Origin of the sequence: Bradyrhizobium sp. USDA 241 (assembly GCF_049739505.1) — a bacterium.
Taxonomy (GTDB): domain Bacteria; phylum Pseudomonadota; class Alphaproteobacteria; order Rhizobiales; family Xanthobacteraceae; genus Bradyrhizobium; species Bradyrhizobium liaoningense.
This window is the reverse complement of the sequence record NZ_JBMGPZ010000005.1, coordinates 678,286-694,651: the sequence shown is the minus strand read 5'-3', so window position 1 is coordinate 694,651 and position 16,366 is coordinate 678,286. Positions and strand designations below refer to the sequence as shown.

The window sequence follows — 16,366 nt, the reverse complement described above, 5'->3', positions numbered from 1 at the left end:
GCAAGCCCCGAATGACCAAGCTAAACCGCCCGGCTGTGCAGTTGCTTGCCGGGATCCAGATGCGCATCGAATGCGGCGGCAACGCTGCGGACCAGGAAGCGCGAATCCTTGGCGACGGCGAGCCGGTCGCCGTCCAATCGCACGACGCCGTCGGAGATCAGCGGCTTCAGCCGGGCCGCCGATCTCAGCATCGCGCCGGCCTCTGCGCCATGACGGGCACAGATGTCGCCGAGATCGGCACCGAACTCGCACATGATGCGTTCAATGATGTCGGCGCGCAACCGGTCGTCGTCGGTGAGCCCGTAGCCTTTCGCGGTGGCGAAGCGGCCGGCGGCGATGCTTCGGGCATAGGCGCCGATCTGCACCTCGTTCTGGACATAGCCCTGCGGCAGATGTCCGATCGCGCTCGCGCCGAAGCCGAGCAGGACTTCACTCTTGTCGGTGGTGTAGCCTTGAAAATTGCGCCGCAGCGTCCGCTGCTCGAACGCCACCGCCATGGAATCGTCGGGCCGTGCGAAATGATCGAGCCCGATCTGCACGTAACCGGCCTCCTTCAGGGCATTCGCGATCGCGCAGGCCTGGTCGTGGCGCGCAAGGCCGTCGGGCAGCACGGCCTCGTTGATCATGCGCTGGTGCTTCTTGAAATCAGGTACATGAGCATAGCCGAACACCGAGAAGCGGTTGGGCGCGAGCGCGAGGCTGCGCCGCACGGTGTCCAGGCACGACGCGACGGTCTGGTGCGGCAAGCCGTAGATCAGGTCGAAATTGATTCCCTCGATGCCCGCGCCGCGAAGCCTGTTGACCACGGACGCGGTCTGCTCGAAGCTCTGCACGCGGTTGATCGCCCTCTGCACCACGGGATCGAAGCTCTGCACGCCAAGGCTGGCGCGGTTGACGCCGGAGAGCCGCATGGCCTCGACCATGTCGCCGGACAATGTGCGGGGATCGATCTCGACTGCGATTTCGGCCGAAGGCAGCACGAAGAATTTCTGGCGCAGCGTCGCCATCAACTCGGCGAAAGCCTCCGGCGCCATGATCGTCGGCGTGCCGCCACCGAAATGGATGTGCTCGACCTTGATGCGGCGGCCGATGGTTTCGGCGGCTAGCGCGATCTCGCTGCGCAGGGTCCGCTGATAGCCGGCGACGAGATCGTCGCGGCGGACGATCTGGGTATGGCAGCCGCAGTACCAGCACATCTCCCGGCAGAAAGGCACGTGCAGATAAAGCGACGCGCTGGCGCCCGCCGGCAGTTCCGCCAGCCACCGAGCATAGGTGTCTGGACCGATCGCGGGCGAAAAGTGCGGCGCGGTCGGATAGCTCGTGTAGCGTGGCAGACGTTCCTCGCCATAGACCGCCGCAAGATCAGCTCTCATGTCTTATCCATTCGTAAATTTCCGCCGCGCGCAGACATCACGGCAAATCACGGAATGCGTGTTAATTAACCCGGATGCGCGGAAACGACTTTGCGCTCGCGCAAAGCGCGGCGACCGGTTCCCGGCCATGATGAGGGCACTTCGCTTGGCCATCCGGAGCGCTAGCCATGAGGCTTCTTGCACTCGAACTCATTCTCTCCCTGCTCGACGTCCGCGGCCATATCCCGCGTTTCGACGACTTCCGGCCGGCTCCGGCCACACCAGCCGCCGGCGGCGTGGTGCGCGCCCTGGCTGCAGCAATTGCCGTCTTCGTCGTGCTGTCGCTGGCGATCTGGGGAACGGTCGGGCTTGCCATATCTCTCCTCTAGCCGCCTCTTCGAAGGCTTCGATCAAGATCTCATCCAGGCGCGCATTTGCCGGTGCGGACCTCCTGACCTCGCCTGCCTTCGCCGCCGATACGACCGGCCATAGCCAACGTCCCTGCCGGGCGCGCCGGTCCTGCCGAGATCGCAATCCAACCTGAAGATGCGAACGAGTTGCCACTGAGCGCCGATGCGGTTGCGGTCACGCTCGCCAATCCGTGGCGCCAGTTACCGCAAAGGCCGATCACGTCGACAACGCGCAACAGCGTGTCGGAATGTCCGCACCGCTATCCGGCCGCTGGTCGCTCGCCCCGACATCCGCATCGCATCACGTCTTCGGATGCGATCGAAATGGCATCACCGATCCTGCTCCGCCGAGCACCTAAGTACTGTTGCGGAGGTGAATCCGGCAGGAGCTTGTCGCAGCGCAAACACGCTTGCCGCGATCGGCGCACACTGCATTTCGTCATCAAAACCTTTTCAGATGAAGGATGCTTCCGATGTTCACCCGCAGAGCCGCATTGATCAGCGCCGCCGCGACCGCCCTGATGCTGGCGACCCCGGCTTTCGCCGCCAGCGATCTCAAGCTGCCGCGTCAGAAGGTAGAGCTGGTCGCTCCGCCCTTCGTGCACGCGCACGAGCAGGCCACGACGCAGGGGCCCAAGATCGTCGAATTCAAGCTGACGGTTCAGGAGAAGAAAGTCGTCATTGACGACAAGGGCACCACCTTCCAGGCAATGACGTTCAACGGCTCGATGCCGGGACCGCTCATGGTCGTGCACGAGGGTGACTATGTCGAGCTGACGCTGGTCAATCCCGCCACCAACACCATGCCGCACAACATCGACTTCCATTCCGCGACCGGCGCGCTCGGCGGCGGCGAACTCACGCTCATCAACCCCGGCGAACAGGTCATACTGCGCTGGAAGGCGACCAAGACGGGCGTGTTCGTCTATCACTGCGCACCGGGCGGCCCGATGATCCCCTGGCACGTCGTCTCCGGCATGAACGGCGCCGTGATGGTGCTGCCGCGCGACGGGCTGAGCGACGGCAAGGGCCGAGCGCTGAAATACGACAAGGTCTACTATATCGGCGAGCAGGACATGTACGTGCCGCGCGACGAGAAGGGCAACTTCAAGTCCTACGAATCGCCCGGCGAAGCCTTCACCGAGACCGAAGAGGTGATGAACAAGCTGATCCCCACCCATGTCGTCTTCAACGGCAAGGTCGGCGCGCTCACCGGCAAGAACGCGCTCACCGCCAAGGTCGGGGAGAACGTTCTGATCGTGCATTCGCAGGCCAACCGCGACAGCCGTCCGCATCTGATCGGCGGCCATGGCGATTATGTCTGGGAGACCGGCAAGTTCGGCAATGCACCGGAGGTCGGGCTCGAGACCTGGTTCATCCGCGGCGGGTCGGCGGGAGCGGCGCTGTACAAATTCCAGCAGCCCGGCATCTACGCCTATGTCACGCACAATCTGATCGAGGCGGCCAATCTCGGCGCCACCGCGCACTTCAAGGTCGAAGGCAAGTGGAACGACGATCTGATGACCCAGGTGAAGGCCCCTGCCGAAATACCGCCTGCCAGCACCAACTAGCCCGTCCTATTCGTGAGAGTGCGGCTTTTGGGCCCGATTGATGCGGCCGCACATCTTGTCTGACGAGGCGCACAGGATTGCCTTCGGCTTTTCGCCGCCTGACGACCGGTACTTTGCAACGCGCTTGAGGGATGGGTTGGGCGAACGGGGGCGGACGCCCCGCCGGTCAAGGACCGAGCGGCAGCAGCGCGCCGGGCAAGCCGCAGATCAGGTCGGCTTCGGGACATGCCGCGGCAAACGCAAGGCGAATGCGGCTCGTGGTCTCGACGACACGGGCGGCGATTTTCAAGAGCCGAAGACGCAGCGTCGCGAACTCGGCAGCGGCCAATTCCCGGGCTTTGGGAATGGCGTCGCGCACGGTCAGCATCAGCCAATAAGCGGCCGTATGGAGCACGAGACGGACCTGGTTGGCGAGCGCCGAACGGCAGCTGGTGCGATCGGAGGCGAGCTGCGTCTTATGCAGCTTGATCAGATTCTCGGCTTGGCCGCGCGCGCAATACAGGCTGTCGTAGATCCACTCGGCCGAGCCGACATCGAGGCTGGTGACGACGAAGCGGATGTCGAGGCCGAGCATCGTCGCCTCAATACGGGCGACAGTGCGCCGTTCGCGATCCCAGGACTTTGCCTTGTGGCGCGTCTCGGTATAGCCACGCAGAACCGGCAGGTTCTCGATGGCGCGTCGCGTGCGGATGTCGTCGGCGACCTCGTCGACTTTTCTGGCGAGAGGCTTGGTGCCGGACAGACCGAAGATGTAGTCGATGCCGTTAGTCTCGCACCACGCCATTGCCTCCGGCCGGGCATAGTGCCCGTCGCCACGGAACGTAATTTGCGTGTTGTGCCATCGCGTCCGGATATGCCGTACCAGGCGGCGCAGATGGGCACGCACCTCGACGCCGCCCGGCGTCTTGCCGGGCCGCAGCACGACGGCCACGGGCCGGCTCTTCTCCGTGTCGTAGACGTGGATCGGCAGGAAGCAGCGTTCGTCATAATGAGCGTTGAACAGCGAGAGCTGCTGATGGCCGTGGACGACGTCGCAGGTATCATCGATGTCGAGCGTGACGGATGCCGGCTCGCGCGGGTAGCTATCCATCCATGCGTCGACCAAAGTGTAGGTCAGCCGGATCACGTCGCGCAGGCGCGGAGCATTCTCCAGCCGCGACAGCGTCGGCTGGGAACACAAATCCCGGCCCGTGTCCGGTAGGCGACCGCAGGCCAGTTTGAATGCCGGATCGGACCTCAGATGATCGAGGTCGTCGGCGTCCTCGTAGCCGCAGCAGATCGCGAACATGCGAGCGCGGAACATATCGACCAGGCTGTGCACGACCCGCGTCGGATCGCGCCGATCCGGGAACACCCGGGCCAGATTGTTGGCCAAACCGAGACGCCGCTCGGCCATCGCCAGAAGCATCACGCCCCCGTTCGAGGTTAGGCGCCCACCATCGAAGGCAGCTGTGACTTTCTTGGCGTGAACGGCTGGAAACGAGAAGGGCGGAATCGTATCGTCGGTCATGGCGGGCGTGGCGTTCGCGGTTGGAGGTGATGGGGTTGGCTTCGCAACCGAATCCTACGCCGCATCAGCGCTTTACCCCTCAGGCGCACTCTTACGAATAAGACGGGTTAAGTTGAAGAAAGATTGAGTGACTCCCGATCATTTCTGTGCCGAAACGTGGAGTCGCGGTCGTGCCGCGTCCAAAGAAACCGGCGCGAGCGGCCTATTAGACGCGGTAGGTGCTCAGCCTCCGAAACGAGACTATCAAGCATGAAGAGATCGAGCGCGAGGCAGAGGTTTTATTTGTGTTGAATTCTTGCTTCTCGATAGTGGTCTGAAATCGTATCATCGGTCATGGCGGGCGTGGCGTTCGCGGTTGAAGGTGATGGGGTGGCTTCGCAACCGAATCCTACGCCGCATCAGCGCTTTACACCACGCTCGCCAGCCTCTCAGGCGCCCTCTCGCGAATAAGACGGGCTAGACGCGACAAGGGGCCGGTGATTGATCACCGGCCCCTTCTTCCTTCGGGGGGATCATCATGCTGATCGCATTCAAGCTCAAACTGGTGCTCGCCTGCGCGGCCGGGCTTGTGGGGCCGCTGGCCGTTGCGCCTCTGGTTTCCGGGATGGCGACGCATAATGCGGGAGGCGAACCGGCCATGGTCGAGGTCGCTGCCGGCAGCTTCTCCTATCGCGAAGCCGGCGATTTCACCCGCGGCGGCCAGCAGGCGGAAGCGCCGCTGCGCACCCTGCGGATGGACCGGCCGCTGCGCATCATGCGAAATCAGGTCTCCTCATCCGACTATCGACTTTGCGTGCAGGAGAGCGCCTGCCGCGCGCTCGATCGCGACGTGGCGATCGCCCCCGATCGCCCCGCGGTGCGGGTGAGCTGGCACGATGCCGAGGCCTATGCAGGCTGGCTGTCGCGCAAGACCGGCCGGCATTACCGCCTGCCGAGCGACGAGGAATGGGCGTTTGCCGCCGGCTCCAGGTTCAGGGATGATGGTGTGCCGGTCGATGCAAGCGACCCTTCGAAGCGCTGGATCAGCCGCTATGAGCGAGAATCCGAACGCGACGTCACCGACACCACGGCCCATCCGTTCGGCAAGTTCGGCCCGAACGAGCACGGCGTCGAAGATCTCGCCGGCAACGTCTGGGAGTGGACCTCGAGCTGCTTCGTGCGCTCGCGCGTCGACGAGGCCGGAAATGTCGGCCGCCCGACCGTGAACTGCGGGGTGCGTATCGCCGAAGGCGCCCACCGCGCCTATGTTACCGATTTCATCCGCGACGCCCGCGCCGGCGGCTGCGCCCAAGGCGTGCCGCCCGCCAATCTCGGCTTCCGCCTGGTGCGCGAGGAGACGTCATGGCTGGTCAGCGTGTCGCAGCGCCTGAGCAAGACGTGGCCGGCAAGATCATAATCATAGCGGCGCGCATCGCTTTCCCGTCAACGTCTCAATCCACTAATTAGAATCGATCTAAAAGCAATATTGGAATCCCTCTAAGTCATGGCCCTCGCGACATCGCGTCGCTGACGTTGCCGCATCGCCTGCGCTACTCAATCGGCGTTCAATCGCGCGCCTGGAGCAGCCCTTATGATCAATCTTCGCGTCCTCGCCGCGTCCGCGGCGGTGTTGAGCCTGACCTCGTCCTTCGTGTCGAAGGCAGCCGCCAATGGCGAGGTCAACGTCTATACCTATCGCGAGACCAAGCTGATCCAACCGCTGTTCGACGCCTTCAGCAAGGATACAGGCATCAAGGTCAATGTCGTCTCTGCAAGCTCCGGTCTGGAGCAGCGCATGAAGGCGGAAGGCGCCAACAGCCCGGCCGACGTGCTGCTGACGGTGGACATCGGCCGCATCGACGAGGCCGTGCAGGCCGGCGTCACCCAGCCGATCAAGTCGGAGGTGGTCGACAAGGTCGTGCCGGCGCAATATCGCGATCCGGACGGACACTGGGCCGGCATCTCCATGCGCGCGCGCGTGATCTATGCCTCGAAGGATCGCGTCAAGCAGGACAAGATCACCTATGAGGAGCTCGCCGATCCCAAGTGGAAGGGCAAGATCTGCATTCGCTCGGGCCAGCACATCTACAACAACGCCCTGTTCGCGGCCTACACGGCCAAGTACGGTGAGGCCAAGGCCGAGGAATGGCTGCGCGGCGTGAAGGCCAATCTCGCGCAGAAGCCGTCGGGCGGCGATCGCGAAGCCGCCCGTGACGTTGCCGCCGGCAAGTGCGACATCGGCATCGGCAACACCTACTACTGGGCGCTGATGATCAACAACGATCCCGAGAAGAAACCGTGGGCGGAGGCGACCCGCGTCATCCTGCCGACCTTCGAGGGCGGTGGCACCCACGTCAACCTCTCCGGCGTGCTGCTCGCCAAGCACGCGCCCAACAAGGCCAACGGCATCAAGCTGATCGAGTGGCTCGTCAGCGAGCAGGCGCAGCAGATGTATGCCGACCAGAATTACGAATACCCGGTTCGCACCGGTGTCGCCATCAACTCCACCATCGCGGGCTACGGCAAGCTCGGCCCAGATCCGTTGCCGATCGCAAAGATCGCCGCCAACCGCAAGGCTGCGGCCTCGCTGGTGGACAAGGTCGGCTTTGACAACTGATCTCTGGCGGCCCTCGTCTCTCAAACTGGCAGAAGCTTCGGGCGCACGGCCTCGTTTGAGAGGCCGCGCCCACGCCGGGCGCGCCGCGACCGCAATCGCGATCGCAACCGCGATCCTGGTCGCGGCGCCCGTGATCTCGATCGTTTCGCTGGCTCTGCAGCCGGCGCCCGATGTGTGGCACGACCTGATCAACTACGTGCTGCCGCCCGCCCTCCTGGACACCGCGCTTCTGCTCGTCGGGGTCGGCGCGCTCACACTTCTGATCGGCGCCGGCACTGCATGGGTGATATCGCGCCACGATTTTCCCGGCCGGGGCATGCTCCTGTGGCTGATGCCGCTGCCGCTGGCGATTCCGACCTATCTTGCGGCTTACGTCTATGCCGACCTGTTCGAACCGCTCGGCCTGGTGCACCGCACCCTCGCAATCTGGCTGCCGTTGCGCGATGCCCTCGGCCATCTGCCCAACCTGCGCTCGCTGCCGGGCGCCATCTTCGTGATCGGGCTCGTGCTCTATCCTTACGTCTATCTGTCGGCGCGCGCGACGTTTCAGGTTCAGTCCGCCGAATTCGCCGAGGCGGCTAGGACGCTGGGGGCCGGCCGATGGACCGTTTTCTGGCGCGTTTCACTGCCGATGGCGCGGCCGGCGCTCGCGGTCGGCGTGGCGCTGGTCGCGCTGGAAACGCTCAACGACATCGGCGCCAGCGAATATCTCGGCATCCGCACGCTGACGGTCTCGATCTTCACCACCTGGCTCAACCGCGGCAGCCTCGCCGGTGCGGCGCAACTCGCATGCCTGATGCTTGCGATCGTCGCCGGCCTGATCGCGATGGAGCGTTACGGCCGTCGCAACGCCAACGCCGAATTCTCGGCCGAAAGCCCGCATGTGAGGCAGCGAACCCCGCTTTCGGGCGCAAGAGCGTGGATCGCGTTCGCGGTCTGCGTGCTGCCGGTGCTGATCGGCTTCGTCGTGCCGCTGTTCTATCTGGCGCATCAGGCTCTCGGTCGCGGACTGCTTGCAAATTTCGACCCGCTCCTGTGGCGCCACACCTTCCATTCGTTTGCCTATGCAGCGCTCGCGACGCTCATGGCGCTGATGCTTGCGCTCGCCACGACGATCGCGCACCGCTTTCGGCCCGATCCTCTGCGATATGTGGCGATGAGCATCGCGCAAACCGGCTACGCGCTGCCGGGTCTCGTGATTGCCCTCGGCCTGCTGACCCCCGTACTGGCGGTCGACAACGCGCTGAGTGCGGTCGCTGCCTGGACGGGACGTTCGCTGCCCGGGCTGATCCTGGTCGGCTCCGGGACGGCCGTCGTCATCGCCTACACGATTCGCTTTCTGGCGGTGCCGGTCGGCATGATCAAGGCCGGGTTCGACAGCATTCCGCGCGACTATGACGAGAGCGCGCGGACGGTCGGCGCGGGCCAGGCGGTCATGTTGAGGCAGATCTATCTGCCGTTGCTCCGGCCCGCGATGCTTGGCGCCGTCATCATCATGTTCGTCGACTGCCTGAAGGAGCTCCCGGCAACGCTGCTCTTGCGGCCCCTCAACGTCGAAACGCTGTCGACGTCTATCTACCAGTTCGCAAGCCGCGGCAATTTCGAGGACGGCGCGCTCGCGGCCCTCCTGATCATCGCCGCCAGCATCGGCCCGGTTGTCTGGTTGACCCGGTTCTCCGAGGTGCCGAGCGGTCCCGCCTGAAGGCGTGGGCACATCGTCCGAGCACCCGTGGTGCTTCGTCCAATCGAGTTGTCATCGCCCGACCTGATCGCTGAACCAAAATCGTAAGGACGCGCAGACCGTATTGTGTTGCGCGCCCCCAGCGTTTCCCGCCTACGTGTTCTTCAGCGCGACGCGGAATTCCGCTTCGGTCTTGGACTTGACCTCGTCGAGCGAAACGCCGTCGGCGAGCTCGATCAGCGCCATGCCGCCATTGCCATGCTTGTCGATGGTGAAGACGGCCAGATCAGTGACGACCATGTCGACCACGCGCTCGCCGGTCAGCGGCAGATTGCACTGTTTCAAGAGCTTCGGGCCGTCCTTGGCCGAATGCTCCATCACCACGATGACGCGCTTGACGCCGGCGACGAGATCCATCGCGCCGCCCATGCCCTTGACCATCTTGCCGGGGATCATCCAGTTGGCAAGATCGCCGTTCTGGGCCACCTGCATGGCGCCGAGGATCGACAGGTCCATGTGGCCGCCGCGGATCATGCCGAAGGAATCCGCGCTCGAGAAGTACGAGGTCGAGGGCAGCTCGCTCACGGTCTGCTTGCCGGCGTTGATGAGATCGGCGTCTTCCTCGCCCTCATACGGGAACGGGCCCATGCCGAGCATGCCGTTCTCGCTCTGCAGGCTGACGTCCATGCCGTCCGGGATATAGTTCGAGACCAGCGTCGGGATGCCGATGCCGAGATTGACGTAATAGCCGTCGCGCAACTCCTTCGCGGCGCGCGCGGCCATCTGTTCACGGGTCCAGGCCATCGTTGTGCTCCTGTCGATTCTTTAGTGGCGCATGATCTGATCGGAAAACCGGTGTCCACTTTTCCGGATCATGCGCTCGGGCGCGGGCGGGTGTTGCGGAATTCGATGCGCTTCTTGGCCGTGCCGACCTCGACGATGCGCTTCACGAAGATGCCGGGCGTGTGAATGTGGTCGGGATTGAGTTCACCGGCCGGAACCAGATGCTCGACCTCGGCCACCGTGATCTTCGCGGCGGTCGCCATCATCGGGTTAAAATTGCGCGCGGTCTTGCGGTAGATGAGGTTGCCGGCGGTGTCGCCCTTCCAGGCGTGCACGATGGCGAGGTCGGCGAACAGGCCGCGCTCCATCAGGTACTTCTCGCCGTCGAATTCCTTCACTTCTTTGCCTTCGGCGATCAGCGTGCCGACGCCGGTCTTGGTGTAGAAGGCCGGGATGCCGGCGCCGCCCGCGCGGATGCGCTCGGCCAGCGTGCCCTGCGGATTGAATTCGAGTTCCAGCTCCCCGGCGAGGAATTGCTGGGCGAACAGCTTGTTCTCGCCGACATAGGACGAGATCATCTTCTTGATCTGACGGGTTTCGAGCAGGCGGCTGAGGCCGATGCCGTCGACGCCGGCATTGTTGGAGACCACCGTCAGGCCCTTGACACCGGACTCCCGGATCGCGTCCGACAGCTCCTCGGCAATGCCGCAGAGGCCGAAGCCGCCCGACATGATCATCATGTTGTCTTTCAGAATGCCGTCGAGCGCCGACTTGGCGTCGGGATAGACCTTGTTCATGCAAAAAACCTCGACTGAACCTTCGGCTTGCTGGCCGTCGCGCCTTATTGGCGGCGATTACTAGGCGAAATCGTCCGAAGCCGTCAATGATACGGGGTTCTCCGCTGCGCCGCCGGGTGGTAGAAGCTGCCCACGCCGTGGGCATAACCGTGCAGCGGCCTTGAAAGCGTCAAGAAAACCCATCAAGTTGCGGGGGTTGGGTGTGGGCGCGCAGGTTTCCCGGCCCGCCCTCTGGCTCCAACGACCAACCCGATCAGGACATTGCCATTGACCATGGCCCAAGGAATGAAGCGCCTCGGGACGCCGATCGCGGCGCTGCTCGGCGTCGCGCTGATCGCCCTGATCGCGACCTCCTGGCTCATCAACCGCGACGCGCTGCGCAAGGCGGTCGAAGCACAGATCCGCGACGTCACCGGGCTGGAGCTCAATGTCGCAGGGAGCATCGACATTTCGGTGCTGCCGGCGAGCTACATCTCCTTCCACGACGTCGGCCTCAAGGGCGGCGGCACCAGCACGCCAGCGCTCCAGGTCGACGTGCTCACCGCAAATCTGCGGCTGCTGCCGCTGCTGCTGCAGCGGTTCGAGATCGCCGACCTGATGCTGCTTCGTCCGCGCATCCATGTCAGCCTCAAGCCGGACGGCGAGAGCAACTGGACGCCCTTCATCCAGACCATCGCGCGTACCATGAAGCCCGGGGCCGAGAACCAGGTCTCGTTCTCCGAAATCCGGATCCAGGACGGCGTGCTCGACTACGAGGACGCCGCCACGCGCGCCACCGAGAAGCTCGAGGACATCGACCTGTCGCTGGCCTGGCCTTCGATCTCTCGTTCCTTTGCCGCGACCGGACAGTTCGACTGGCGCGGCGAGCGTGTTGACGGCTCGATCAGCTTTTCCGATTTCGTCGCTGCCCTCTCCGGTGACCGGTCCGGCCTGAAGGCGCGAATCGCCAGCGCGCCGCTCAAGCTCGCCTTCGACGGCAGCGTCGCCAATCGCACCAGCCCCATGATGGAAGGCACGCTCACCGTCGACAGCCCGTCCTTGCGCAACGCGCTGCGCTGGACCGGGCAGCCGCAGCCCGGCAGCGGCGGCTTCGGCCGCTTCGCGCTGAAGGCGCGCGCCAACGTCGTCGGCGCCTCGATCGCGCTCACCAATGTCAATGTCGAGCTGGACGGCAACGCCGCCGAGGGCGTCATGACCTACGCCAATAACGGCCGGCAGACGCTGCAGGCAACGCTCGCCGCCGATGCGCTCGACTTCACGCCTTATATCTCGACGTTCCGCCTGCTCGCGAGCGGCGCGCGCGACTGGAACCGGCAGCTGTTCGATCTCAACGGATTGTCGACCACCGACCTCGACATGCGCCTGTCCGCGGCCAAGCTGACGGTCGGGCCGACGAAGCTCGGCCGCACCGCGATCGGCGCCAATTTACGCAACGGCACGCTGGCGCTCTCGGTCGGCGAGGCGCAGGTCTATGGCGGGATCGCAAAGGGCTCGTTCGGCATCGCCCGGTCCGACACCGTCGCCGACATCAAGGCGCAATTCCAGTTCACCGACGTCGATCTCCAGGCCTGCGCCACCGAGCTGTTCGGCCTCAACAAGCTGTCCGGCCGCGGCAACATCAACGTCTCGCTTCTCGCCTCCGGATCGAGCCCGTTCGGCCTCGTGCAGTCACTCGACGGAAGTGCCACCGTGACCGGTCATGACGGTGCGATCGCAGGCTTCAACGCCGAGCAGCTCCTGAAGCGACTGGAGCGGCGGCCGCTGTCGGGCGGCGGCAATTTCCGCAACGGCTCGACGCCCTACACCAATCTCACCATCGCCGTGAAATTCTCCGATGGCATCGCCACCGCCGAGGACATCCGCGTCGAAGGGCCGGCGGCGAAGATCACGCTCACCGGCACCGCCTCGGTGCCGACGCGTGAATACGACATGAAGGGCGTGGCGAGCCTCAACAGCGCCTCGGGATTCGAATTGCCGTTCGTGGTGCAGGGCCCCTGGGACGATCCGCTGATCTTCCCTGATCCGGAAAGCCTGATCCGCCGCTCGCCGGCCTCCGCGCCGCTGCTTGACATGCTGAAGGACCGCAAGGGAGGCGATGCCGTGCGCTCCGCGATCGAGCGCATCACGGGAAGCGGAAAGCGTCCCGCGCCGACGGAAGCGCCGACGGCGGAAAATTCTAAAGAGACCGCCAAGTCCAACTAACAAGTCCAACTAAGCTGACGTCCGATTCAGGTGAATTTCAACTGAGGACCGCGCCTCTCCGGTGTTGGCCGACCATCGCGAGTTGATCCGGCCGAATTGATGCGGCGATTGGATCGATCCACGCGTTGAGCATCTGCTCTGGCCCAACACCCCACGACCCAGGTCTGACAAGATGCGTTGATTGCGCTACCATCCTGCGCTAGTGTTTATATGACCGGTTAAAACACCGGCCGTTTGAGGGAGAAAAACGTGAGATCCAAGGTAATTGGCGCAGTATCATTGGCAATCGCTGCGGCCGGGCTTTTTGCTGCCACTGCACCCGCCTTTGCACAGCAGAAGACGATCACGGTCTGGTGGGGCAAGGGCTTCTATCGCTCCGAAGACGACGCGCTGATCGAGACGATCAAGAAATTCGAAGCCAAGACCGGCATCAAGGTCGAATTGTCGCAATACGCGATCCAGGACATGATTCCGAAGACGGTCGCAGCGCTCGATGCCGGCACGGTTCCCGATGTCGCCTATTCCGACTCCTATGACGTGCAGGCGCAGGGCAAGTGGGCCTATGAAGGCAAGCTCGAGGACCTCACGGATGTCATGGAGCCGATCAAGGGCCGGTTCGTGCAGAACACGCTCGATGCGTCGATCCTCTACAACGATGTCGCCAAGAAGAAGGCCTATTACGGCTTCCCGCTGAAGCAGCAGAGCATGCACGTCCAGATCTGGAACGACATGCTGGAGAAGGCCGGCTTCAAGCAGAGCGACATCCCGAACGACTGGACGGGCTATTGGACGTTCTGGTGCGACAAGGTGCAGCCGGCGATCCGCAAGGCCACCGGCCAGCGCATCTACGCCGTCGGCCAGCCGATGGGCGTGGAATCCACTGACTCCTTCCAGTCGTTCTACACCTTCATGGATGCCTACCACGTCAAGCTGGTGGACGACGACGGCAAGTTGCTGGTCGACGACCCGAAGGTGCGCGACGGCCTGATCAAGGCGTTGAAGGACTATACCGACACCTACATCAAGGGCTGCACCCCGCCCTCCTCGACCACCTGGAAGGATCCCGACAACAACGTCGCGTTCCACAACAAGACCATCGTGATGACCCACAACTTCACGATCTCGATCGCGGCGAAGTGGTTCGAGGACTCGCAGAACCAGGCCCTTACCCAGGAACAGCGCGACGCCGGCAAGAAGGCCTATGAGCAAGACATCATCACGGCGTCCTTCCCGAAGGCGCCGGATGGTTCGACCATCCGCTACCGCTCCGACGTCAAGACCGGACTGGTGTTCACCGCGGCCAAGAACAAGGCCGAGGCCAAGCAGTTCATCAGCTTCCTGCTCCAGGAAGATAACGTCCGTCCCTATATCGAAGGCGCGCTCGGCCGCTGGTTCCCGGTGACCAAGGAAAGCCAGGAAAGCCCGTTCTGGCAGGCTGACAAGCACCGCAAGGCCGTCTACGCGCAGTTCAAGGGCGGCACCGCCGCGTTCGATTTCACCAAGAACTGGAAGTTCACGATCCTCAACAACGAGAACGTGTGGGCAAAGGCGATGAACCGCGTCGTCAGCGAGAAGGTTCCGGTCGACAAGGCCGTCGACGAACTGATCGCCCGCATCAAGCAGGTCGCGGGTTGAGCCAACCTTCCCTCTCCCCGCTGTGCGGGGAGAGGAGTAAGAACAATACCGGCCGCGTTTCGCGGCCGGCTTCTCTTTGAAGAGTCCGAAAAGAATGGCGATCACGCTCTCTGGCGATCAGGCAATCCCCGGCCCGCCCTTGTCGTCGCGGCTGACCCCGGCGCAGGTCTGGGGCATCGTGCTGCTCGCGCCCTATCTGCTCGTTTTCCTTGCCTTCGTCGTCTATCCCGTCTGCTACGGGTTGTGGCTGGCGCGGGCCCCGTCGAATTATGTGGCGCTCTACAACGATCCGATCTTCGCGCGCGCCGCGGTCAACACGCTGATCTTCCTGGTCATCGGCATCAACATCAAGATGCTGATCGCGCTGTTCCTGTCCGGCTTCTTCGCCCAGCAGCGCACCTGGATCAAATGGCTCTCGGTGATCTTCATCCTGCCCTGGGCGGTGCCGTCGATCCCGACCATCCTGTCGGTGCGCTTCATGCTCAATCCCGAATGGGGCATGATCAACCACTACATCTTCGCCTTGACCGGCGATGACGGCCCGAACTGGCTGAACGATCCGACGGTGGCGCTGACCATGGCGATCGCCGTGCACATCTGGAAGTCGCTGCCGTTCTGGACGCTGATCCTGATCACCGGCCGCCTCGCGATCTCGCACGATTTGTTCGAGGCCGCCGAGGTCGACGGCGCGAGCTGGTGGCAGAAATTCCGCTACATCACCTGGCCGTCGATGCAGACGCTCTACGTCACCTGCACTCTGCTCTCGATGATCTGGACGCTCGGCGATTTCAACAGCGTCTACCTGCTCACCGGCGGCGGCCCGGCCGACCTCACGCACGTGCTGGCGACGCTCGGCATCCGCTATCTCCGGCTCGACCAGCTCTCGCTGGCCATGGCATCGATCGTCTGCGCGATGCCGTTCGTCCTGCCGCTCGTGTACTTCATGATGAAACGGTTGTCGCGATGAAGCTCCCCTCCTTGCGCGAAGTCGGAACCGAAGCGCGGCTGCTGCTGATCGGCATCCCCGTCTTCCTGTGGACGATGATCCCGATCTATCACATGTTCCTGTTCGCGATCTCCCCGAAGGAGGACGCGTTCTCTGGCAAGCTGTGGCCGGATCACCCGACGCTGCACAATTTCGAGATCGTGTTCAAGCAGCAGCATTACTTCCTGCGCGACTTCTACATCCAGTTCTGGAACTCGACCGTGATCGCGGTCTCCGTCGGCGTGCTGACATTGTTCATCGCGACTGCGGCGGCGTTCTCGATCTCGCGGCTGAAGGTGCCGGGCGGGCGCACGGTGTTGAACCTCGCGCTCTTCACTTATTTCATCCCCGCGGCGTTCCTTGCCGTGCCGATGTACCGCACCATGGGCAATTACGGCCTGCTCAACAATCACTGGTCGCTGATCCTGGCCATGGTGACGATCGCGAGCCCCTACGCGATCTGGGTGCTGAAGCAGGCCTCCGACAAGCTGCCGGTCGAGTTGGACGAGGCCGCCGTGATGGACGGCGCGACCACGCTGCAGATCTTCCGCCTGGTCTATTTGCCGCTGATGATGCCCTCGCTGGTCGCGATCGGCACCTATGCCGTGCTGCTGGCCTGGAACGAATATCTCTACGCGTTCCTGCTGCTCTCGAACGACCGCGAGATCACCCTCCCCGTCGCGCTCGGCAACTTCCTCGCCGCCGACGATTCGCCGTGGGAGCTCCTCATGACCACCGGCTTCATCTACGCGCTGCCGCCGGCCGCGGTCTACTACGCCTTCCGCCGCTACATGGTGGGCGGGCTCACGGCGGGTGCGGTGAAGTCGTAGTCTCGATCTCGCCG

13 protein-coding genes are annotated in these 16,366 nt (G+C 63.7%); 9 read left to right on the top strand and 4 right to left on the bottom strand.

What is annotated here, in order from left to right; genetic code table 11:
- Positions 1-20: 20 nt before the first annotated feature.
- Positions 21-1,373, bottom strand: a complete 1,353-nt coding sequence (gene hemN, locus ABIF91_RS25145; protein ID WP_028178638.1) for an oxygen-independent coproporphyrinogen III oxidase — start codon at positions 1,371-1,373, stop codon at positions 21-23.
- 167 nt (positions 1,374-1,540) lie between these two features.
- On the opposite strand from hemN, the gene ABIF91_RS25140 reads away from it, so the two are divergent.
- Together ABIF91_RS25140 and nirK are read left to right on the top strand one after the other, a co-directional pair.
- Positions 1,541-1,741 (top strand): hypothetical protein, encoded by a 201-nt coding sequence (locus ABIF91_RS25140; protein WP_028178639.1) that lies wholly within the window; start codon positions 1,541-1,543, stop codon positions 1,739-1,741.
- Between the two features lie 494 nt (positions 1,742-2,235).
- On the top strand, positions 2,236-3,333 hold the full coding sequence (gene nirK, locus ABIF91_RS25135; RefSeq protein WP_028178640.1) for a copper-containing nitrite reductase: 1,098 nt from the start codon (positions 2,236-2,238) through the stop codon (positions 3,331-3,333).
- 166 nt (positions 3,334-3,499) lie between these two features.
- On the opposite strand, the gene ABIF91_RS25130 is transcribed toward nirK, so the two are convergent.
- Positions 3,500-4,843 (bottom strand): IS1380-like element ISBdi2 family transposase, encoded by a 1,344-nt coding sequence (locus tag ABIF91_RS25130; RefSeq protein WP_208086440.1) that lies wholly within the window; start codon positions 4,841-4,843, stop codon positions 3,500-3,502.
- A 517-nt stretch (positions 4,844-5,360) separates the two neighbouring features.
- Here ABIF91_RS25130 and ABIF91_RS25125 point away from each other — a divergent pair.
- The 3 genes from ABIF91_RS25125 (at position 5,361) to ABIF91_RS25115 (ending at position 9,141) form a co-directional block, all read left to right on the top strand.
- Positions 5,361-6,239, top strand: a complete 879-nt coding sequence (locus ABIF91_RS25125) for an SUMF1/EgtB/PvdO family nonheme iron enzyme (protein WP_028178641.1) — start codon at positions 5,361-5,363, stop codon at positions 6,237-6,239.
- 174 nt (positions 6,240-6,413) lie between these two features.
- Entirely contained in the window at positions 6,414-7,439 is a 1,026-nt protein-coding gene (locus tag ABIF91_RS25120) for a Fe(3+) ABC transporter substrate-binding protein (protein WP_028178642.1), read from the top strand.
- Between the two features lie 55 nt (positions 7,440-7,494).
- Positions 7,495-9,141, top strand: coding sequence for an ABC transporter permease (locus ABIF91_RS25115; protein ID WP_028178643.1), 1,647 nt, complete (start codon positions 7,495-7,497; stop codon positions 9,139-9,141).
- A gap of 132 nt (positions 9,142-9,273) precedes the next feature.
- Here the strand turns inward: ABIF91_RS25115 and ABIF91_RS25110 are convergent, their stop codons facing one another.
- A complete protein-coding gene (locus ABIF91_RS25110; protein ID WP_028178644.1) occupies positions 9,274-9,924 on the bottom strand; it encodes a CoA transferase subunit B in 651 nt (216 codons plus the stop codon).
- 68 nt (positions 9,925-9,992) lie between these two features.
- Positions 9,993-10,700 (bottom strand): CoA transferase subunit A, encoded by a 708-nt coding sequence (locus ABIF91_RS25105; protein WP_028178645.1) that lies wholly within the window; start codon positions 10,698-10,700, stop codon positions 9,993-9,995.
- Between the two features lie 273 nt (positions 10,701-10,973).
- On the opposite strand from ABIF91_RS25105, the gene ABIF91_RS25100 reads away from it, so the two are divergent.
- The 4 genes from ABIF91_RS25100 (at position 10,974) to ABIF91_RS25085 (ending at position 16,352) form a co-directional block, all read left to right on the top strand.
- Positions 10,974-12,902: an AsmA family protein gene (locus ABIF91_RS25100; protein ID WP_028178646.1), complete on the top strand. Its 1,929-nt coding sequence runs from the start codon at positions 10,974-10,976 to the stop codon at positions 12,900-12,902.
- Positions 12,903-13,151: 249 nt separating this feature from the next.
- The gene (locus ABIF91_RS25095) at positions 13,152-14,537 is read left to right on the top strand and encodes an ABC transporter substrate-binding protein (protein ID WP_284279175.1); all 1,386 of its coding nucleotides are present in this window, start codon (positions 13,152-13,154) and stop codon (positions 14,535-14,537) included.
- 94 nt (positions 14,538-14,631) lie between these two features.
- A complete protein-coding gene (locus ABIF91_RS25090; RefSeq protein WP_028178648.1) occupies positions 14,632-15,504 on the top strand; it encodes a carbohydrate ABC transporter permease in 873 nt (290 codons plus the stop codon).
- A complete protein-coding gene (locus ABIF91_RS25085; protein WP_028178649.1) occupies positions 15,501-16,352 on the top strand; it encodes a carbohydrate ABC transporter permease in 852 nt (283 codons plus the stop codon). Before ABIF91_RS25090 ends, ABIF91_RS25085 begins: the two co-directional genes overlap by 4 nt.
- Positions 16,353-16,366 lie beyond the last annotated feature (14 nt).